General features: G+C 54.8%; 15 protein-coding genes and 2 pseudogenes. 4 read left to right on the forward strand and 13 right to left on the reverse strand.

Annotated features, from left to right (window positions below; all coding sequences use genetic code 11):
• Nucleotides 1–109 precede the first annotated feature (109 nt).
• The 4 genes and pseudogenes from M2366_RS17845 to M2366_RS17860 form a co-directional block, all read right to left on the reverse strand.
• A complete protein-coding gene (locus M2366_RS17845) occupies nt 110–922 on the reverse strand; it encodes a hypothetical protein (protein WP_259270307.1) in 813 nt (270 codons plus the stop codon).
• On the reverse strand, nt 915–2,009 hold the full coding sequence (locus M2366_RS17850; RefSeq protein ID WP_259270308.1) for a hypothetical protein: 1,095 nt from the start codon (nt 2,007–2,009) through the stop codon (nt 915–917). Before M2366_RS17850 ends, M2366_RS17845 begins: the two co-directional genes overlap by 8 nt.
• Nucleotides 2,010–2,042: 33 nt before the next feature.
• The gene (locus M2366_RS17855; RefSeq protein WP_259270309.1) at nt 2,043–2,507 is read right to left on the reverse strand and encodes a hypothetical protein; all 465 of its coding nucleotides are present in this window, start codon (nt 2,505–2,507) and stop codon (nt 2,043–2,045) included.
• 344 nt (nt 2,508–2,851) lie between these two features.
• Nucleotides 2,852–3,788, reverse strand: a pseudogene (locus M2366_RS17860) (transposase).
• Between the two features lie 81 nt (nt 3,789–3,869).
• Between M2366_RS17860 and M2366_RS17865 the strand changes: the two are divergent.
• Nucleotides 3,870–3,983: pseudogene (locus M2366_RS17865) on the forward strand (IS481 family transposase); the annotation flags it as partial.
• Between the two features lie 87 nt (nt 3,984–4,070).
• Here the strand turns inward: M2366_RS17865 and M2366_RS17870 are convergent.
• From M2366_RS17870 to M2366_RS17890, 5 genes are all read right to left on the reverse strand, one after another.
• Nucleotides 4,071–5,000 carry a M48 family metallopeptidase gene (locus M2366_RS17870; RefSeq protein ID WP_259270310.1) on the reverse strand — a complete coding sequence of 310 codons (930 nt, stop codon included), beginning with the start codon at nt 4,998–5,000 and terminating at the stop codon, nt 4,071–4,073.
• Entirely contained in the window at nt 4,972–7,542 is a 2,571-nt protein-coding gene (locus M2366_RS17875) for a hypothetical protein (protein ID WP_259270311.1), read from the reverse strand. The genes M2366_RS17870 and M2366_RS17875 overlap by 29 nt, the downstream gene beginning before the upstream one ends.
• A 14-nt stretch (nt 7,543–7,556) precedes the next feature.
• Nucleotides 7,557–9,602 (reverse strand): type VI secretion system tip protein TssI/VgrG, encoded by a 2,046-nt coding sequence (tssI, locus tag M2366_RS17880; RefSeq protein WP_259270312.1) that lies wholly within the window; start codon nt 9,600–9,602, stop codon nt 7,557–7,559.
• Between the two features lie 175 nt (nt 9,603–9,777).
• Complete coding sequence (gene hcp1, locus M2366_RS17885; RefSeq protein WP_042040039.1) at nt 9,778–10,296, reverse strand: type VI secretion system effector Hcp1; 519 nt, start codon at nt 10,294–10,296, stop codon at nt 9,778–9,780.
• 298 nt (nt 10,297–10,594) lie between these two features.
• Nucleotides 10,595–11,653, reverse strand: a complete 1,059-nt coding sequence (locus tag M2366_RS17890; RefSeq protein ID WP_259237780.1) for a porin — start codon at nt 11,651–11,653, stop codon at nt 10,595–10,597.
• Nucleotides 11,654–11,937: 284 nt separating this feature from the next.
• On the opposite strand from M2366_RS17890, the gene glpX reads away from it, so the two are divergent.
• Together glpX and M2366_RS17900 are read left to right on the forward strand one after the other, a co-directional pair.
• Nucleotides 11,938–12,948 (forward strand): class II fructose-bisphosphatase, encoded by a 1,011-nt coding sequence (glpX, locus tag M2366_RS17895; RefSeq protein WP_259270313.1) that lies wholly within the window; start codon nt 11,938–11,940, stop codon nt 12,946–12,948.
• A 465-nt stretch (nt 12,949–13,413) separates the two neighbouring features.
• Nucleotides 13,414–13,665: a YkgJ family cysteine cluster protein gene (locus M2366_RS17900; RefSeq protein ID WP_259237775.1), complete on the forward strand. Its 252-nt coding sequence runs from the start codon at nt 13,414–13,416 to the stop codon at nt 13,663–13,665.
• Between the two features lie 116 nt (nt 13,666–13,781).
• On the opposite strand, the gene M2366_RS17905 is transcribed toward M2366_RS17900, so the two are convergent.
• The 4 genes from M2366_RS17905 to hemC all read right to left on the reverse strand — a co-directional run bounded on the left by M2366_RS17905 (nt 13,782) and on the right by hemC (nt 17,829).
• A complete protein-coding gene (locus M2366_RS17905; protein ID WP_224431809.1) occupies nt 13,782–14,945 on the reverse strand; it encodes a heme biosynthesis HemY N-terminal domain-containing protein in 1,164 nt (387 codons plus the stop codon).
• A 10-nt stretch (nt 14,946–14,955) separates the two neighbouring features.
• Nucleotides 14,956–16,053 (reverse strand): uroporphyrinogen-III C-methyltransferase, encoded by a 1,098-nt coding sequence (locus M2366_RS17910; protein WP_259270314.1) that lies wholly within the window; start codon nt 16,051–16,053, stop codon nt 14,956–14,958.
• Nucleotides 16,050–16,784 carry a uroporphyrinogen-III synthase gene (locus tag M2366_RS17915; protein ID WP_259270315.1) on the reverse strand — a complete coding sequence of 245 codons (735 nt, stop codon included), beginning with the start codon at nt 16,782–16,784 and terminating at the stop codon, nt 16,050–16,052. The genes M2366_RS17910 and M2366_RS17915 overlap by 4 nt, the downstream gene beginning before the upstream one ends.
• A gap of 115 nt (nt 16,785–16,899) precedes the next feature.
• On the reverse strand, nt 16,900–17,829 hold the full coding sequence (gene hemC / locus M2366_RS17920) for a hydroxymethylbilane synthase (protein ID WP_259270316.1): 930 nt from the start codon (nt 17,827–17,829) through the stop codon (nt 16,900–16,902).
• 323 nt (nt 17,830–18,152) lie between these two features.
• On the opposite strand from hemC, the gene M2366_RS17925 reads away from it, so the two are divergent.
• Nucleotides 18,153–20,672, forward strand: coding sequence for a class I adenylate cyclase (locus tag M2366_RS17925; RefSeq protein WP_259270317.1), 2,520 nt, complete (start codon nt 18,153–18,155; stop codon nt 20,670–20,672).
• Nucleotides 20,673–20,674: the final 2 nt, after the last annotated feature.

Consider the following 20,674-nt stretch of genomic DNA (forward strand, 5'->3'; position numbering starts at 1 on the left):
TTCAGACAACCCCTAGTCAGCGTGGCGCTATGACGTGGGGGAGGTTTAAGAAATGCACCGGCTGATGCCGGTGTCGGGGAATAGCGAAATCTGTACAAAAAGAGTCGTTTCATGTGCATGAAATGACAGATAATTGTTTACCATTCTGAATGACTGATATCTCACCTTTACTAGGCGATACATTGTATGTCGTATTTTTATTTTTAAAGCTAAATATATCGCCCATCAATGAAAAGTTATTAATAGATAGTTCCCGCCCCTGTCTTCCATAATTATATGTTATATCCCCTGAAAAAGGGGAGTAACATAAATTAAGGTTTTTTCCTGATTTTGTTTTGCAATAATAGAATACACTTTCTGTACTATCACAAATTTTGTTTCCAGTACTCTCTGATAGTGCATCAATTTCGATGTATCTCATATCATGATATAAATCTGGCACATTATCACTTGCAACATTAAAAAGAAGATTGATTATTCTGCTTATTACTGCGGCGTCCTCACTTGCTACCCCTTCCAAATTTATGTTGGAAAGTTTATCACCTTTATTAATTTCACCTACACCACTTACTCTCTCCTCACCAGAGCTTGTTGTAATAGATGCATTACCAATGTAACGGAATTCATCACCGCTTTTGAAATAGTAGATTGCTTTTAGTCTTGGTCTATCGGCAGGGACAGTTATCTTGATAAGCCCCTTATTGTTTATTCTCTTGCATGAGCTGTTCTCTGCGCTAAACGGAACTGTCAGCGCCAGCTTACTACTGTGATATTTTATTGAAAGAACACTAATGGGTTCACCATTTTCTAACTTGGTGTCAACTTGATGAGAAAGCTCACTCAGACATACCTCATCAGCATATGCCCATGCAGGTACGAGACCATAAAACGCCAACAGAAAACACTTCGATAAGTTATTCATCAACTGACTCCAGATCTTTTTTTGCTTTCCTAACAATTGAACCATCTTTATTTAAGTCATACCATTTCGAATTTTTAAGTGCACTCTGAGAGAAATCAAACTTTGAAAATTTTATTTTTGAAAAATCAACATTGCTACAGTTGATGCTCTTGCTTAGTCTCAGTAGTGACTCATTTCTCTCTTTTACATGATTAAAACCGCCATTTACAGTAATAGTTACTTTCAAGAAGTCGTTACTTTTAGTGAAGTTCCTTATGTCTCCCCATGCAGAACCAGAGACCCAATACCACACTGCAGAATAAACGGCATGATGGACTTTCTTTGCAAGCATCTCCACTTTCTCATTATCAATAGGCAGCTGATTAATTGACGATAAATATTTTTTGTAGTTTTTATTATGAGTTATCTGTATTAACCCTCGGCCATGGTAAAAGCTTCCGCCGCCATAGTCATTCCAATTAGAAGGTGTAGATCCATCTCTGTTTTTATATTCTTCTGTGGTTTTGAAAAAGTCAGTCTCGACAAGGCGTTGAGCCAAGAAATGTATTTTATCAAGACATGTAGAGACACCAAAGAAATTCATTGCAGAATTAAGTTCTTTGAGAAGGATTTTTGCAGAAATACCAGTGACACCTGTATATCCTGACCTGGAAAACAAGTTTTTCACTGAAGCTTTTCCTTCGATTGCAATTTCCAGGTGTTTCAGCTCAATATCTCGTCCACACAAACACTGATTGCCTTTCTGAGGAGAGAATGTTAGTGAGTGAAAGTGCCACAGATCCGGGCCGAGCTTTAATTTGGCGGCACTCTGCATCCATTCCAGGCTGTCGATGCGTTGTTTCTCATGATCAACCAGCTTGTCGAATTCCGGCAGACCCACTTCCGCCATCAATTTATCCAGCCACTGGTAGCTGGGCGAGGCTGATTTCTCGTACCACTCGCTCGGATGTTTGACGATCAGCTTCTGGATAGTCTCCGCCTTGGCCTTGTCTTGCAGGATCTTATGGACATCGGCGCTAGTCCATTCTCCCTCGTGCTTGGGATCAATCGCCTTTGCCAGTGTCAGGTGATAACTAGACCTGCACATACCATCAATATGGGAAATTAAATCGGTTATTCCTTATTGCTTCATCATTAACATCCAAAATGGCATTGCTAGGTATATTTTTTCCCCAAAAGAATTGCTTGTACATGTTTTGTCATGACCTATTTGTTCGTTTCCTTTTTTTACTATAAGAAATGCCTTTGCATTCAATGTTTCTTGTGGAATCCCAAACGAATATGCGTAATCGCCACGCTTAAAACCAAGGTACACAGTATAAGTAGCCAAGTCCGTCCAACGTTGGACTCTATTCTCTTTATTGAAATCAATCTCTAGTTCAATACTTCTTGCTGTTCCTAACCTGTAGGATACAACATCGCTATTTCTTTTAGTACAAAACGAAAACAATCTTTTCTTGGGTTCATTTAATTGACATGCAGCAATTTCAGTTTCGTCGGAGGAACACAGATTAGCCTCTGTACCATTTACATGCGAAGATAATAATACAGACGATGCAAGTATCAAAATGTGAGTTTTTTTCATTTTAAAATCTTCTCAATTGATTTATATGCTTCTTTTCTTTCAGATAAACCCATATCGCCGCCATTGACTCTTTGGGTTACACCAGGCACATCAGAAAGTCCCTTACCATTATCACGTAAATATACCTTGTACTTTAGCCAGAACCATAGAAAAAATATGGACGCCCACTATTTTGGTAAGGCCGTTCTCTGGCTCATCCAACCAAGGTTGTTTGAGTTAATCGCGCTCAAAACAATCAAGAATATGGATCGAATGGAGTTGATTTCTCATAACATGCTGGTTTGAACAAAGCCAATATCCTGGCGAACGTAAACACCTTGCGCAAACACCTTATCGAGGCGAATTCAGTCAGCAGGCTGGTGACACCGTCGCTGTCCGCAGTGGTAGGCATAGCGTTCTCGAGCCGCGCTGGCCGATAGCCCGGATCCCGCTTCGTTTGAACAGTCCCACCTGCTTGAGCCAGTCATCCCTGTCGAGTTGCAACCGCGCCAGGATGGGGGAAAGTGACTCGGGAATATGTCCCTGCTTGTCATTGCGAATAGCGCGGCCGGTCCAGTCGACCAGAGTCAGATAGTCGGCAAAGATGTAAGGCAACGCATTAGGCCCATTCTTCTGAGCAAACAGGAGCAGCAGCTCAGTGGCTTGGGCTCTTCCAAGGCGCTGGCTGATGCTGGTGTAATCGCTCTCCTCGGGCCGGTCGGCCAGCTTGGCACGAATGGGATTGAGCTCCACATAAGCCATGCAGGCGAGCAGCGCCGACTCCGTCAGCAGGGCCTGGCTCTTGAAGCGTCCCTCCCAGAAGTGACCCTTGCAGCTGCCTTCCTGATTGGCTTGGCGAGCCAGCCCTTCGTTGAGCAGGTGCACGAGCCAGCTGATGGAGTAGAGCCGCCCGCGCCACTCTTCTATCAACTCTTGTACCACGGCCAGCTCTGGCTCAATCAGGACACCCCCCTGATACCAGCGTCGCACCAGCAGCGGCCACTGAAACAGCCCGGCCCAGCGCTCGGCTACCTCCCGCTCACTCCAGCCCTGTGCTTGCACTGAGCCGACTTTGAGCACCAGGTGGTAGTGGTTGCTCATCACCGCATAGGCGCAGATACCGATGGCAAAGAGCCGCGACAACTGGCCCAGCCTGTCGACCACCCACTGACGGCGATGTTCGTAGCTCTGTCCCGAATAGACATCTTCCCCGCACAGGAAGGCCCGCCGCAGGCAGCGGCTGACCACATGGTAATAAGGCGTATCCTGCAAACTGATTTGACGTGAACGGGCGATAGTCATGGCAAGTTCCTCGGCAGTGATGCTTCAAGCCAAGCAGACCGCAACCACTCAGTCAAAATGATGGGTGTCCCAGAATCCTGGTACAACACCAAGCGGCCTCATCAGGGCCGAATGATGGAAGGGCAGACGCCCTACAGCATGTTCAAGAAGGGACTGAAATTGATACCGAAGGAAGTACGCGATAACGTAGCGTAAACAAGACACCGGTTTGAGGCCGGTGTCAGGTGATAACTAGATCTGTACAAATAACTAGATCTGTACATACAGTAATTAATTAACCGGTTATTCACAAGTACCCATAGATTGGAAATCAAAGACTTTTGTAGGGATCATTTTTTCTTTTCCATCTCGTTTCATTAATTGAATGTATTTTTTATAGAGTTCTTTCGCTTCGCTGCATTTCGAATTTGCCCATAAATAATCTGCTGCATTTAGATTAGCGACGGCACGTTCAGGGTACTTGGATAATATTTCATTTAAAAAGTATAATGACGCAGGATTATCTGGAGAGAATTTTAAAATATAGTATGCAATATTATTGTATGCTGTAACATTCCCTTTATTTATTGGGTTGTTTTTTAAAAAATAATCAGCTGATTGGATTGTCCATGATATTTTTCCCGATTTTGTTAAGGCTTCCAACTCTGTGAATTTAAAGTAAGACAGCTCCTCTTTATTGCATTGATCAGGAAAGTTTTCATCATCAGGTGATAATAGAGTTTGCTGTACGTCATCAGAAGAAATATTTCTGAATAAAACGTGTAGATTCAGGCTGCAATTTATCTTGTTATATAAGACACCATCAATGTTATTTTCAGATGTAGCGGTGACTTTGGTTAGAAATAGCTCATTGTTGTATATGGATATAGTATTTTTAATATATGCACCAAAGTTGCTTCCTTTATTTATTATAATGAAGCCTTTTTCATTGTTTGGTGGTTTAATTATCTCATCTAGAACAGAATACCCATCCACGGTCAAGTTAGAGCCTGTGAGTATTACTTCACCTGCGTTGTTAGTGATATAGAGTTTTTCTCCATTCTCTTCAGTGATTATTTTTTCCGCTACACCATTATTGTCTATGTCTATAGCATATGTTCTAGCATCGGATGCTATTGGCATTAGCGTGTTAGATAAAGCAAATTGTGGTGTTATAAGTAACATCATGAAATATAATAAAGTGTTACTTTTTGTTGCTTTTACAGTAATCATAATTAAATGCCGCCTTGAGGTTCTTTACGTAATCTCTTCTTTCTTGTAACCCATTTGAACCGCCATTAACCAGATAGCTAATCACATCAGTATAATCACCATCAGCAAGGATCCCTAAATCGAAAGTTCCATACTTCACTTGGTCCCCATTGGGGAAAGTAACAGTCACCAGCTCCTTCTCAATCAATATTTCATCATGAAACTGAGATACAATTGAAGATGACAATGGTCTCCATGTAGCAGATGTACTGAATACCTTTCCTTTTCGCCAAAACCAGCCAGCAGAGTCAACACTTATTTTCAGGCTATCGCTAACGATATTTACATCATCTAGGCAACCTGAATTACTATAGGTATCATATATCTTATAATTACTTTTATGTGTTAGCTGCATTAACCCTCGTCCAATATATGGGGCATAAGGCTTATGCGAAGCATTATATTCAGTTGTTGTTCTAAATCGGTCCGTTTCATGGAAAGCTTGAGCTATGAAATGTATCTTTCTTATGCAAGTGGATATGTTGTACTTTTTGAATGTAGAGTTCAACTCATCGGTCAAGCTCTCATATGTTCGCTCGGAACTATTGAGTGTGCATCTAGAATCACTGAATAGCTCTCTCGATGGAATGCTATCAGCTTCACGAAGTTTTCTTACAATATCAGTCAATTCTTTAACTGATAAATTCCTATCGCATGCACATGCATTACTCGTAACAGGAATAATAGACAACGGATAAATATGCCACAGATCCGGGCCGAGCTGTAATTTGGCGGCACTCTGCATCCATTCCAGGCTGTCGATGCGTTGTTTCTCATGATCAACCAGCTTGTCGAATTCCGGCAGACCCACTTCCGCCATCAATTTATCCAGCCACTGGTAGCTGGGCGAGGCTGATTTCTCGTACCACTCGCTCGGATGTTTGACGATCAGCTTCTGGATAGTCTCCGCCTTGGCCTTGTCTTGCAGGATCTTATGGACATCGGCGCTAGTCCATTCTCCCTCGCGCTTGGGATCAATCGCCTTTGCCAGTGTCAGGAAAAAGGGGGAGGGGGCTTCAGGATCCAGGTGGCCGTCCGAGCCGCTGCCATCAACCTGCTGAAAACCAATTTTGAGCCAGTCATGCTGACTCAGCATCTCCACCTTGCTCTGTTGCACAAATAGCCCTGTCGTCACCTCTATCCAGTCGATATCGGCATTATCTTTTGCTTGCTTGGGGGAGTCGAGCAGAACTTCCTGACTCAGGGTCTCGGTCGGGGTGAAGCTGATAGCATTGGCTTGCTGCGATTTTTTGGCGAGAGTGAGGCCTGCGGGCACCTTGGCATAACTGGTGCCACCTTTGGTCTGGGCCTTGTTGGCGAGTACATCGGCCAGCTTGGGATCCTGGCTGAAGACTTCCAGATGCAGCTGATGGATGCTCTTTTTTGCATCTCTTTCTACCAGGCTGGTTGGGGTCTCGACCAGACCCAGATAGCCAATGGTGTCACCAGCCGCTATGGGCTGCGGACTGGGCAGCACATAGAGCTCACCCAGGTGGCTGGCCGACTTGTTTTGCACCTTGATATATTCATCTTCGACGCAGACCCAAGCCATGCCGCACAGAGCGGCTGAGCCGCCTTGAATCGCTGGGGTCTCGAAGGAGCAGCGCGCCATCTTGCGTGATTTGCCGTTGCTCTGCTGGAACTCCTGTTGATGCGCATCGAAGCGGATGCGGGTGCCAGCGGGCAGAGAGACGGAGTGTGCCCCTGACTTGGGCAACTCGCCAGCTTCACCCGGTATGGGATCGGCGCGACCTGCCATGGCGGTGGCCAGCTCGGCCTCCACCTGGTCATAGAGCCAGTTGGGTAGCTGAGGTTTGATGGTTGCCACCGCCTTCTCATCCATGGCAAGCCAGACATTATCACCCTGAGCCGCCAACATCTGCTGACTCTGCCTGCCCGGGCTCAGCACCTTGACCAGGACAAAGTCGTAATCCGTTTTTCCCAGGGTTCCCCGTTTGGTTGGCGTGCCTGCCACCCGTTCGAATTCTGTACCTGCGGGCAGGGTCAGGGAGGGCAGATGCTCGTCAGACAACAGCTCCTCTGGCGTTGGATGCAGATGAGGCACAGAATTGCGCACATTACGCCCCACTTTCAGGACCAGCTTGTCCCCTTGCTGATGGTGATCCCAGGGCAACAGATGCATATAGAGGGAGTAAAACGTAAATTCGTTTTTCTCCTTCGTATCAGGGTTGGTTTCACAATAAGCGTGCTCGACTAGACAGAAACAGTTGGAATATTTGAGCGTCTGATCCTGAAAGGTGGAGCTGAGGTAGTCCGGCATCATGCGAAAGGCGACGACCCTGCCATCGGCGATGCAGCGCACCGGATGTTTGTCCTTGCACCAGGGCGCCGTCTGTTCACTGATGTGAATGCCGCCATGCCATTTGCTGTGGCCACCCAGCAGATAGTGACCACCCGATTCACCCTTGAGCAGGCCATTGAGCGCCTTGCTATCGGCAAACTCCTTGCCGTCCTGGGTCAGTATGGGAAATGCGTACTTCATGGGGGCGAGCTCCACTATTCAGAAAACAAGAAGAAAGCCTTGGGCTTAGGTGGAACCAGCTCCTGCTCCTTGAGCAGGGCTTCCATGCCAAGCTGACTGGGAGGAGGGGGGGTAAACTCGGCTTCCGCAGGTGCGGGAACAGCGGCAACCGGCTTGGGCACCACGGGAGTCTTGCCCGCCCAGCCAGAACCTGATCCGGGACTGCCACCGGCATTGAGCTTGATGCCGGGGCCTGAGAGGGTCACGGCACTGGGATCCACCTTGATGAAGCTGCCGCCCCCTTTGAGGGTGATCTCGCTGCCCGCCTCCAGCACCAGCTTGTCGCCGACCTTGATATGTACCTCGGAGCCTGCCTCCACCAGCAGGGATTGCCCCAGCTTCTGATGCATGGCGCCATCCACGCTGAGCGACAGATCGCCCTTGATGTGATCGCGCTTCTCACCATTCACAGTGAGATGGTCATTGGCCTTGATGCGGGTCACCCGCTCATTGTCGATGTCGCTGTGCTGGTCGTGCTTGATGTGCCAGGCCGCATCGTTCTCTATCAGCACATTGAGGTCTTTCTGACCGTGAATGTAGATCTCTTCCTGCCCGGCCTGGTCTTCGAAGCGCAGCTCGTTGAACCCCTCGCCCTGATGGGTCTCGGTGCGCAGCACGGTGCGGGTCTTGTGGGCAGGCAGCTCGTAAGGGGGCCTATTGGTGGCGTGAAAGGTGCGGCCGGTGACGATGGGCTGATCCGGGTCCCCTTCCAAAAAGCTGACGATGACTTCGTGGCCGATACGGGGGATGGCCATCATGCCGTACTGGCCACCGGCCCAGCCCTGGCTGACCCGCACCCAGCAGGAGCTCATGTCGTTGGAACTGCCATAGCGGTCCCAGGGGAACTGCAATTTCACCCGGCCATGTTCATCGCAATAGATCTCCTCGCCTGCCGGCCCCACCACGAAGGCGATTTGCGGGCCATCGACCATCGGCTTGTGCGGTATCGCCGGGCGCCAGCTCTGCTTGGCGTGCACCACGGCAAACTGGTTGTAATAGACGGTGGGCTCGCTGCCCCCCTCCTCTTCCAGGGCCTGGGGCTGCTTGCCGGTGTGCTGGATGCTGACCAGTTGCCAGTCGTCGTTGAGAGCCGCGTTGGGGTGCTCGCTCAAGGCGAAGCGCTGGCCCGGCTGCAAGGCGGCGCAGTTGGATTGGCCCGTGCTGATGGCGGCGTCATTGCGCAGGGCATCGAGCCGGTACTGGCTGAACGCCTTGCCGCTGGGGTCGGCCTTGAAGCGGCCTGGGTAGTCAAAATGCTGATAGGCATCCCGTTGATGGTCGAGGGCGCTGCCCACCGCCTGATGGGAGAGGCCATAGGCCGGGGTCTGGAAGCTGTAGTCCTTGAGCTCCACATCGCTGGTGCGCACCGATTCGCGGTAGTGGAACTGGCGCACATAGGGGCCCTGCTCCAGGGAGCGGTTGCCGAGATTGAAGAACAGCTCGGGGCCCGCCACAAGGGCGGCGGCATCGTCGGCGAAGACGATGCGGTGCTTGCCCTGCTCGAACTCGTGGAAGTAGAAGATGCCCTCTTCGGCGGCGAGGCGGTTGACGAAGTCGAGGTCGGATTCCCGGTACTGGACGCAGTATTCCCGCTGGCCATGGTCGTTTTTCAGGGCGAAGGCGTAGTCGGTGATGCCCGCCTCCTGCAGCAAGATGCTGATGATTTCATCGGGTTTTTGCGCCTGGAAGATGCGGGCGTTGCGACGAAGGCCCAGGCGCCACAGGGCCGGTTTGACCTCCAGCTGGTAGCGAGTGCGGCGAAAGCCGCTGTCTCCCTGGGCTGCGTCGCTGACCACGCCGCTGACCCGGCGTTGCAACTCGCCGTTGTACCAGACCAGCAGCTCGCAGGGCTGGTCGAGCAGGTCGGCGAAGGGGAGATCGGCCTGATGGCTGGCGAGATCGAGCCGCAGGCTGAAGGGGCGACTCAGCTGCTCATCGAGGTTGAACTCGACCAGGGCGAAGGTGGATTCGGGCAAGGCCCCCACCCGGGCGGTGAACTGTAATCCGGTCTGATTGGCCATAGGAACTTAGACTCCCCTTGTATTTTATGATCGGGCCTGTCGCCAGGCCGGATGAGAAAACACAAAAGCCCCGGCGCCATCCCTTACGGGAAGAGCCGGGGTAAACTGCACAGATCTCAACACGAAATCCAAAGCCTGTTGCCACGCAGGCGGATAAGAAAGGACATCGAAGAGATTAAGCTTCGATCGGGGCGCGCCAGTCGTCAGCACCTGAGGTACCAGCGACGGTGTGCTCCCAGTCGATCTTGCGGTAGGCCAGAGAGACCTGGATCAGCTGGGTGAAGTCGGATTTTGCCGGATCCTGACAGTGGGGCATCTGGCAGTCGATGTCGACGACGGTGGCATCGGTCAGCACGGTAGAGAAGAAGTGCTCCTGCTTGCCCTCCACCGAGGTGCGGTACCACTTCAGGGTCACTTTCGGCAGCATCTCGCCGGAGGCCAGGGAGTTGTACATCAGCGGTACGGCCTTGTTCAGGGCCACGGTGAACTTGAACGGCTTGTGGACACGCTGGCCCGCAGGCTGACCGGATTGCGGATCGGTCGGGACTGTGACGATGTGTTGGAACTCTTGTACCAGCATCTCGTCTTCATGACCCTGCACGAAGATGTTGCCGACGGAGTCGGAGGTGAAGGCACCGGCGGTGATGTTGCCCTGGGTTTTACCTTCAATGCTGATATAACACGGTGTTGGCATGGAAATGCTCCTTTGCGAATAGTAGTAAGATTCAGCAAGAGATAGCAGGGAGCGTGCCATAAGTTAAATTAGTTATTTTTCAATGTCTTACCTGCGGCTGTCGTTATAAATGGAACCGGTTGAGCAATAAGTTGCGCACCGCCACCCGATTGGTCTGCAAATCATTGCCATGGCAGCGTTTATTGCTATCAAATGGCGCAAAAACTTGCCTGAGGTAGATGCATCCCCTATTTGGTTGCCAGAAAATAAAACAGGCGATGATCGCTCATCGCCTGTTGGGTCGCTGGGGAGGGGCTACTTAGAAGTCGTAGCGAGCGGCCAGCTGGAAGTCATCCTGGTTGGCGACGGCCTGATCCGGCTGGCTATCCAGATTGTTGATACGGTATTCACCTATCACCCGGAAGTTGCTGTTGAACTTGTACTGGGCGCCCAGGGTGTAGTAGTCGATGGAGTCGACGTCATCCTTGCCTTTCTGCTGGACCTCCTGCTTGTTCCACAAGGCCATCAGGCCGATGCCGTTGCTGAAGTTGTAACCCAGCGCGGCTTCCCAACCGTTGTGATCCTTGTCGGTAGCCAGGAAGTCGTTGCCATCGGCGTAACTCAGGGCCGCGTAGATGCTCTTGTCATCATATTTGGCAGAGAGCAGCCACAGTTTGGCGTCGGCTTCACCGCTCTTGTCACGCAGGCCCACGTTGTAAGCGGTACCCAGGGAGAGGTTGAACGGGAAGGTATAGGCCACGGCGGCGCCGTAGGCGGCATCACTGTTCTTGTTGGTGGTCTCTTCGGTGTCACCGCCATCGAACTTGTAGCTGGTGTCGACCTGGAAGCCGTTGAACAGGCCAGAGTATTTGAGCACGGAACCGGCGCGGTTGACGGCGAAGTTATCGGTGGTGGCGCCGAGGGCCTCGTTGCCATAGCCATCGGAGAGGGAGACGTCGGTCCAGTCGGCCAGGAAGCCGGGGGCGCCTTTCTGGCGGCCGAAGGTGACAGTGCCCCAGTCGGCACCGACCCCGGCGAAGGCCAGGCGGGTGCGCATGTTGTCCGAGTTCTCGCTGATGGTCTTCTCGCTGTCATTGACGTACAGCTGCAGCTCGTATTGAGCCAGGGCCTTGAGATTGCTGTTGATCTGGCTGTCTACCTTGGCACCGAAGCGAACAAACTGGTTGGCGCCTTGCTTGGCGCTGTAGTCATCCACGATGTCGCCATTGTCATCGAGCTTCTTCTTGTCACCGAAGAACTGACCGGCATAGATACGGCCATAGAGGTCGAGCTTGGTGGTGTCATTCTTGAAGACTTCGACGGCCTGTACCTGGAAAGCGGAGCTCAGCGCGAGCGCTACTACTGTCAGCTTTTTCATCTTAATCCCTTGTGTTGCAAGCTTTTGTTGTAAAAGACGGGGCTATGCTAGGGGTGTGAAATGACGGTTCGGTTACTGACAGATGAAGAGTGAGTGGTGATTTGATGTCAGTTCGATGAAGAGGGCTGCGTCAGGATCTGTGTGCTTGAGCCTGAGCGGGTCTGTATCGGTCATTGGTTGTGCAAAATGGTAAAAATACGGTGAGCATGCAGTTTTGCGCGCAAAGGTTTGCCCTTGTGGTAGAATGCCGCCCGTTTTTCGAGCTCCTATAGGTTGGATTAGCGATGAGACGTGAACTGGCAATCGAATTTTCCCGAGTGACGGAAGCGGCTGCACTGGCTGGCTACAAGTGGCTCGGACGTGGCGACAAGAATATCGCCGATGGCGCGGCCGTGGCGGCCATGCGTCATATCCTCAATCAGATCGATATCGATGGTGAGATAGTGATCGGCGAGGGCGAGATCGACGAAGCGCCCATGCTCTATATCGGCGAGCATGTGGGCACGGGTCAGGGGGACGCGGTGGACATCGCCGTCGACCCGATCGAAGGCACCCGCATGACGGCCATGGGCCAATCCAATGCCCTGGCCGTGCTGGCCGTGGGTGACAAGGGATCCTTCCTCAAGGCCCCCGACATGTATATGGAGAAGATCATCGTCGGCCCCAAAGCCAAGGGGGTGATCGACCTGGATGCAGCCCTTGAGCTCAACCTCAAGGCGGTTGCCAAGGCGCTCGGCAAGCCGTTGTCGCGTCTGACCGTCATCACCCTGGCCAAGCCGCGTCATGACAAGGCGATCAAGGAGATGCAGGGACTGGGAGTGCGCGTCTTCGCCATTCCCGACGGCGATGTGGCCGCCTCCATCCTCACCTGTCTGCCGGACAGTGAAGTCGACATGCTTTACGGCATCGGCGGCGCGCCGGAAGGCGTCATCTCGGCGGCGGTGATCCGTGCCCTGGACGGTGACATGCAGGCGCGCCTCATTCCTCGCCATCAGGTCAAGGGTGACGATGCCAATGCCCGTGCCCTGGGTGAGCAGGAGATAGCCCGCTGCATCGCACTGGGTATCGATGTCACCAAGGTGCTCAAGCTCGAAGACCTGGCCAAGAATGACAACGTCATCTTCTCGGCTACCGGCATCACCAAGGGTGATCTGCTGGAAGGGATCAGCAGCGATGGCATCATGGCGACCACGGAGACGCTGCTCATCCGTGGCAAGTCACGCACCATCCGTCGTATCAAGTCGATCCATTATCTGAACCGCAAAGATGACGTCATCCGCGACATCATCCTCTGATCCGCAGTGGCAATGTGCATTGCAATCCAAGCCCGGCCCAGTGCCGGGCTTGTTGTATTCAGGGTGACCGGAACGTGACGCGTCACGCCTATCCACTTCGTCGTATCAAGTCGATCCACTGTCTGAATCGCAAAGATGACGTCATCCGCGACATCATCCTCTGATAGGTAGCTGTGCTTTCTATTGCAATCCAAGCCCGGCCCAGTGTCGGGCTTGTTGTATTGAGGGCGACCGGAACGTGACGCGTCACGCCTATCCACTTCGTCGTATCAAGTCGATCCATTATCTGAATCGCAAAGATGACGTCATCCGCGACATCATCCTCTGATAGGTAGCTGTGCTTTCTATTGCAATCCAAACCCGGCCCAATGACGGCTTTGCTGTATGGCGCGCCTTGACACCGATAGTGATAAGAGGTTGTCCGGGCCTGGGATAGACTGGCGCTCCCCTTGGATGGATATCGTCATGGAATGTCGTGCCGGCTGTGCCGCTTGTTGTATCGCCCCCAGTATCAGCAGTGCCATTCCCGGCATGCCCCTGGGGAAACCCGCTGGTGTGCCCTGCGTCCAGCTCGATGAGCGGCTGGGTTGCCGCCTGTTTGGCTTGCCCGAGCGTCCCGTGGTATGCGGTGGTTTTCGCCCCATGATGGATGTCTGCGGCACTCACCGGAGCGAGGCAATCTGGTTGCTTGGGGAGTGGGAGCGGCAGACCTCCTGAGCCTTGGCTTGCATGAGGCGGGTAGCGCCAGGCATCCTCTGCCTGGTGTTGTTCGACCACCATAGAAAAGAGGCCGCAATTGCGGCCTCTTTTTGCAGGTTCGGCTCAGGGGCTGGCTAGACGCCGGCGAGCTGCAGGGCCTGACGATAGTACTCGTTGGCCTTGTTGGTGAGTCGGCGCTTGTCCATCAGCTGGCCCATGGCATGGCAGAGGGCGGCGCTTGGCGCCTTGGCCAACTCGATCTCCAGCAGTCGCTGTGCCTCGTCCAGATGGCCTGCCAGCAGGTTGACTTGGGCGAGGGCCGCCTGGGCACCCGGTTTGTCCTGCATCTTGCCAAGCAGGGTCAGCAGCGGCTGGTAGTCATCCAGGCGCAGACGAGGCAACTCGGCCAGCAGTTGCGGCGAGGCATCCCGGCGCAGGGCATCGAGCCAGAGATCGGCGGCGGCCTTGTCTCCTTGCAGGCTGCGCAACTGGCGGCCATAGCCGAGCAGCAACTCGGGATCCTGGCGCAGCTTCTTGGGCATGGCCTGCCAGATGGCAGCCAGCGTGTCGGCCTCGTCGGCCCCTTGTTGCAGGCGACCAACCCAGGCCTGGCGGGTCAGCTCCTCTTCCTGCTTGGGATTGAGCTTGCCGACCTTGTGCAGCACCGGGATCAGCTCCAGCAGGGCGGCCCAATCCTGGCGTGCCAGTCGCACCTGACGCAGCTGATCCAGCACCATGGGATGGCGAGGGTTGAGGGCCTGCAGGGACTCCAGGGTTGCGAGGGCGCTCTCGTACTGGCCCTGCTCTATCTGCAACTGGGTCTGGGTCAGGGTCAGGGCCAGCTCGGCCTTGGGGTGCTCTTCCTGGGCCTGCTGCAGATACTGATCCCGGCGGCTGTCATCGCCACGGGCCTGGGCCGCCTTGGCGGCGGAGAGGTAGTTGAGCAGGGGAGTTTCGCTGTTGCGAGCGCCCTTGACCATCAGCTTCTCGGCCTGGCTATAGTGCCCCTCGGCGAAGGCCAGGGTCGCGGCCACCGTCTGCTGGTTGGCCTTGCGGCGACGGCGGTAGCCGTACCAGCCGAGGGTCTTGCGGCGCAGGCCAAATACCCGGGCCAGCAGCCACTCGACGATGAGCAGCAGACCATAAAACAGGATGGCCAGGATCACCGCGCTGGTGACCGAGGACTCCAGGGTGTAATTACCCAGGGAGATCATCACATAACCCTTGTTGCCCGAGGCTTCGGGGCCGAAGGCCAGCCCTGCAACCATGACGGCAACCAGAATAATCAAACGGATCATGGGGCTCTCCTCAGTTACCGGTCGCGATGCGTTGCAGGCGCTCGGTCAGAACCTGCTCGAGCAGGGCCTGGGTGCTGAACTTGTCCGGATAGTCGAACTGGATCTGTTCGCCCTTGAGCTTGTCGAGCTCTCCTTGCAGGTAGTGGGTCGCGCTGTTGTCGGTATCGAAGTACTGCGCCAGCCAGCGGGAGGCCTTGTCGATGCTGTCTTCGTACAGGGCTTGCTGCTCGCGATACACTGCGAGCTGGGCCTGGAGCAGCTTGGTTTTGAGGTTCTCGCGCAGGTAGATCTCCTGCTGGGGCGAGATGAGTGCCTCGACAGCGCCATCCCGGCGGCGAATGGTGATGAAGTTCTCGGTAAACTTGACCCAGTTCTTCTTCAGATTGCTCTCCCACTCATCCGGGTTGCTGCTGACCGCCTGATTGGCCTGCTCCTCGGCGGTGGGCATGGTGACGTTGGAGAGGGGCAGCTGATCTATCTGATCTTCGAGGGCTGCGAGTTTGAGGGTGAGCCCTTCACGATCGACCCTGGGCATGGCCTTGAGCTTGGTGATGTCTTCGGCCAGGGCCTTGCGGATCGGCATCAGGCTGGGATCGTTGAGCGCCTTGATGCGTTCGTCGGCGTTGCCGAGCAGGGTGATGGCGGAGATGAGATCATGCTCGAGCCACAGCTTGCGGCCCGCCATCCGTACCAGGTATTCAGATTCGGCCAGCATCCAGTCGTTGGGACGCTTGTCGTTGAGATCCAGCACCCGGTTCTGCAGGCCCTTCAGCTCCTCTTGCAGGGCCTGCTGGCTCTTGCCAAGTTCACCCAGCTTCTGCTGCTCCTGGCTGTTACCCCGATCGACCCGACCCATGACATCCCCCAGCTGCTGCTTGAGCTGAGCAAGCTCTGCCTGCTGGGCCAGGGCGCCCTGATGGCCGTGGTAGTAGAGGCCGCCGGTCAGCCCAAGGGCGACCAGTATGGCGACGGCCCCCATGAGTACGCCAGCGCGCCCCTTGCTCTGCCTGGTTGGCGCAGGGCTGGCCTGGGTCGTTTGGCTCGCCGCACTCTGGCGTGGCTCGGCCCCCTCTTGCGAAGTGGCCTGGGCTTCTTGCTGTTCTGTCATCGCGTCTTCCTCTGTTCCAGGGCGGCCAGCAGGGCCTGATTGGCTGCCCCCTGGGCAATCGTGATATGGAGAAAACCCAACCCTTCGGCCATCTCGGCCACGCGGGGACTGGGGACCACCAACTGGCAACCATGGAGCCAGGGGTGTGCATCATCGGGTACCAGCGTCTGCAGACGCTGCAACAACTCCCCGCTGGTGATAAGCAGGCTGTCGATCCCGGCCTCTTGCCAGTCACGGGTCAGCGCTGGGCCATCCAATTCGGGGTAGTGGCGCTCATAGGTGCAACAATAGTGCACCAGAGCCCCTCTCGAGGCCAGCGTTCGGGCGATGAGATCCCGGCCACCGTTGCCGCGCAGGATCAGTACCCGCTTGCCAGCGAGCTGCTGCAGTTCGGGCAGTGCGATCAGCCCCTCACTGCGGGGATCCGTCGGACTCATGGCGGCGATGCCGAGATCGGCAAAGGCTGCCGCGCTGGCGGCACCGACGGTAAAGTAGTCAATATTTGGCCAGGTCTGACCAGTTTGCAACATAAAATGATCAGCAAAAAGAATGGCATGGACGCTCACGGCGATAACCACATCCGCCTCGGCCAGCAGGGTGGCCAGCTTATCCAGCTCACTGCCCGGCCCCAGGGTGAGCAGGGTACAGGGGTGGGGGTCATGGCCATGCTGACGAAGCAGCGTGCTGAGCTCGGTACCCTGTTCGGCGGGGCGTACCACCAGAGGAGTCATTGAGGTGACTCCCGAGTGGTGATGAAGGGGCAAGGAGTCAGCCTGACCACTCGCACGACAGGGCCAGCATGAGGGACACGGACCCGCCGAGGCTCTCCATGACGACCCTGAACCATCATGCCTGATAGACCTGGGCGAGTATGGTATCGGCACCGGCGGCCAGCAGGCGCTCGGCCAGTTGCTGACCCAGGGCTTCACCCTGGGCGAGGGGGCCGCGGATCTCGTCACGCAGCACCTGGCTGCCATCGGGTTGGCCAACCAGGCCACGCAGCCAGATCTGATCCCCTTCCACCAGGGCATAGGCTCCGATAGGTACCTGACAGCCACCCTGCAGGGCGCGGTTCATGGCGCGCTCGGTCAACACCCGGATGCGGGTCTCGGCGTGCTCCAGCGGCGCCAGCAGGGCATGCAGCGCCAGGTCGTCGTTGCGACACTCGATACCGACCGCCCCCTGACCGTTGGCGGGCAGGCTCTGCTCCGGCTCGATGAAGGCGCGGATCCTGTCCGCCATCTCCAGACGCAGCAGACCCGCGGCGGCCAATATGATGGCCTCGTACTCACCGCCATCGAGCTTGGCGAGGCGGGTGTTGACGTTGCCACGCAGATCCCGCACCACCAGATCCGGGCGCGCGGCGCGCAGCTGGCACTGGCGGCGCAGACTGGAGGTGCCGACCACGGCGCCCAGGGGCAGCTCGGCAATGTTGGCGAAGCGGTTGGAGACGAAGGCATCACGGGGATCTTCCCGCTCGCAGATGGTGTGCAGGCCGAGTCCTTCGGGAAACTCAACCGGAACGTCTTTCATGGAGTGAACGGCGATATCTGCCCGCCCTTCCAACATGGCAGTTTCCAACTCTTTGACGAACAACCCTTTTCCGCCAACCTTGGCCAGCGGAGTATCCAATATCTTGTCACCCTGAGTGCTCATGGGCACCAGCTCGACGGTGAGTTGCGGATGCAGGGCTTCGAGCCTGTCTTTGACAAAATTGGCCTGCCACAGGGCCAGCGGGCTCTTGCGTGTGGCGATTCTCAGGGTACGGGCTGCCATATCAATCAGTTGCTTCATATTTAAAGGAAAATGATCTTACCACCCTTTACAGGGGCTTTCATGGCGCTGGCTGCAAAAGCGGGATCTGGCCGAAAAAGGAAGGGGAGGAAATGATTTTCACTGGGGAGTGCTTGAATGGCAACTATCTGATTATAAATACCTTATTTGCTTTCCTATGATACCGTTCATCTGGCTGTCATAAATAATCCTGCTATTCGCTGTGGGCTTGTTTACCACCGCAGTTTGCATTGTTAACATGATCACACTTTTTTGACGCCTCCCCGTTTTGGTGCGTCAATTGCAACCCCCAAATAGGCAGGTCATTGCTGGTACAACTCGATGCACTCGTATCGCGTTATGACGAGATCAATCGTCTCAAGACGCAGCGAGCGCTAGGTCTCATGAGTCGCTATGGGCAACAGGTATTCCAACTGCTGCCCGTCATGCTGCACTTCAATCATCCCTTGCTGCCCGGTTATGTGGGTGGGGATGTGCCTCACGGGATCTGGAGTTTCAACGCCAACGAGACCCAGCAGGCCTTCATCGAAGACCTGTGCCAGAACGCCAACTGCCAGAGTGGGCTTAGCACCCAGGACAGGGCCATTCAGGGTCTCTACTCCATGGGCAGCACCTCCTCTATCGGCCAGTGTTGTCATTCGGATCTCGATATCTGGGTCTGTCACGTGGCGGGCCTCTCTCCCGATCGTCTGGCCCTGCTCGATCTCAAGTGCCAGCAGCTCTCCAAGTGGGCCGAGCAGCGCGGCGTGGATCTCAATTTCTTCCTGATCCCCGAAGACAAGTTCCGTCAACACAACGATGCCGAGATGCAGGGCGAGAACTGTGGCAGCGCCCAGCATCTGCTGCTGCTCGACGAGTTCTATCGCAGCGCCATGCACATCGCGGGCAAGCGCCTGCTCTGGTATCTGGTGCCCCGCGCCTATGACGAGCAGTATGATGACTATGTGGCAGGCCTGTTTGCGAGCGGTCAGCTCAGTCAGGATGACTGGCTCGATCTGGGCAGCTTCAACCGCATTCCGGCCGAGGAGTACTTCGGCTCTGCGCTCTGGCAGCTCTACAAGGGGATCGACTCGCCCTACAAGGCGGTGCTCAAGTCGGTGCTGATGGAGGCTTACTCCCACGAGTACCCGAACACCCGGCTGCTCTCCTTCATCAGCCGCGACTGGTTCCAGCAGCATGAGGGCATGAGTTTTCGCCAGGATAACTACTGCCTGATGCTGGACAAGGTGACCAACTACCTCAAGTCCATCGGCGACATGCAGCGTCTGGATCTGGTGCGCCGCTGCTTCTACCTGAAGGTGTGTGACGGCCTGAGCCATCCCAACGAGGAGGGCTCGCCCCTGTGGCGGCGGGAGCAGATGGAGCAGCTGGTCGCTTACTGGGGCTGGAGCCCGGAGCGGCTCCATCATCTGGATCATCGCCAGGAGTGGAAAGTGGAGCAGGTCAAGGTGGCCCATGCCGAGCTGCTCGAAGCCCTGATGCACAGTTATCGCAATCTGATCCAGTTCGCCCGACGCAACAACATCAGTGAATCCATCAACCCGGAAGATATCGGTATCTTGTCGCGCAAGCTCTATGCGGCCTTCGAGAGCCTGCCGGGCAAGGTGCAGCGCATCAACCTCAAGATAGCGCCGGATCTGAGCGAGCCGGATCTGAGCCTGGTGCAGGTGCCCAATGGCCGCCTCAATCGCGCCGGCTGGTATCTCTACAAGCACTCCCTTGAGCCGTCTGACATCATTGGCCGGGCGCCCCTCGAACATAACAGCTACATCAGCAAGCTGGTGGCCTGGGCCTATTTCAACGATCTACTTACTCCCCAGTCGCGGGTGCACTTGTTCAATCAGGGCTCGGATCTGCACATCGACAACTTGCACCAGTTTTGCCGCGATCTCTCCGGCACTTTCCCGGTCAAGTACCCGCGCGCCACCAACGTGGCCCTGAGCCGCCCTTGCGAAATTCATCAGCTCTCCATCTACCTCAATCTGGAGGTGGATCCGAGCAGTCACTGGGTCGGCCAGGTGATAGAGTTTGATGCCAACAGCGCCGATGTCTTCTCGTTTGGCCGCAATATGGAGTGCCTGGTGGGCTCGGTGGATCTGGTCTATCGCAACTCCTGGAGCGAGATCCGCACCCTGCATTTTCGTGGTGACGAGGCGGTGGTCGATGCCCTCACCACCATCCTCGGCAAGATGCACCAGGATGCGGCGGCCCCGGAAACCATCGCCGTATTCTGCTATAGCCAGCATTTCCGCTCCCTGGTGCGCTCCCGCTTCCAGCAACTGGTGGCCGAGTGCATCGAGCTGCGGCTGGCCCGGGACAAGCAGCAGCTGGTCAAGACCCTCGCCCTTGGCAAGGAGAAGTACGGCATCTTCTTCGAGCGGCGCGGGGTCTCGGTCAAGAAGCTGGAAAACGCCATCGACTTCTACCGGCACATCTCCCACAACAAGCTGGATCACCTGCCGCTGCGCCTCGACAAGACCCACAGCCAGCATCTGCCGGGCATAGTGGATACCTATGCCAGCGAGGGCCTGGTGCAGTTCTTCTTCGACACCCGCAATGCGGGCACCAACATCTACATACTGGACGAGGCGAACAGGGTCGAAATCTACCAGCATTTCGCCGGCAACAAAGATGAACTGGTGGCCGGGGTGAACCGCTTCTATACCTCCAGTCACGAACGGTTCAGCGATGATGGCCAATTCGTCAACTTCAACCTGCCCCAGTACTACGAGATAGTCGAGAGGGGGGAGACGCTGGACGTTATTCCTTACCGCAGCCAGGGGCTGGGGCGGGATCCTCAGGTGCAGGCCCGTGACGTGGGCTGAGC

This window comes from Aeromonas sp. BIGb0405, from assembly GCF_024807335.1.
GTDB lineage: Bacteria > Pseudomonadota > Gammaproteobacteria > Enterobacterales > Aeromonadaceae > Aeromonas > Aeromonas rivuli.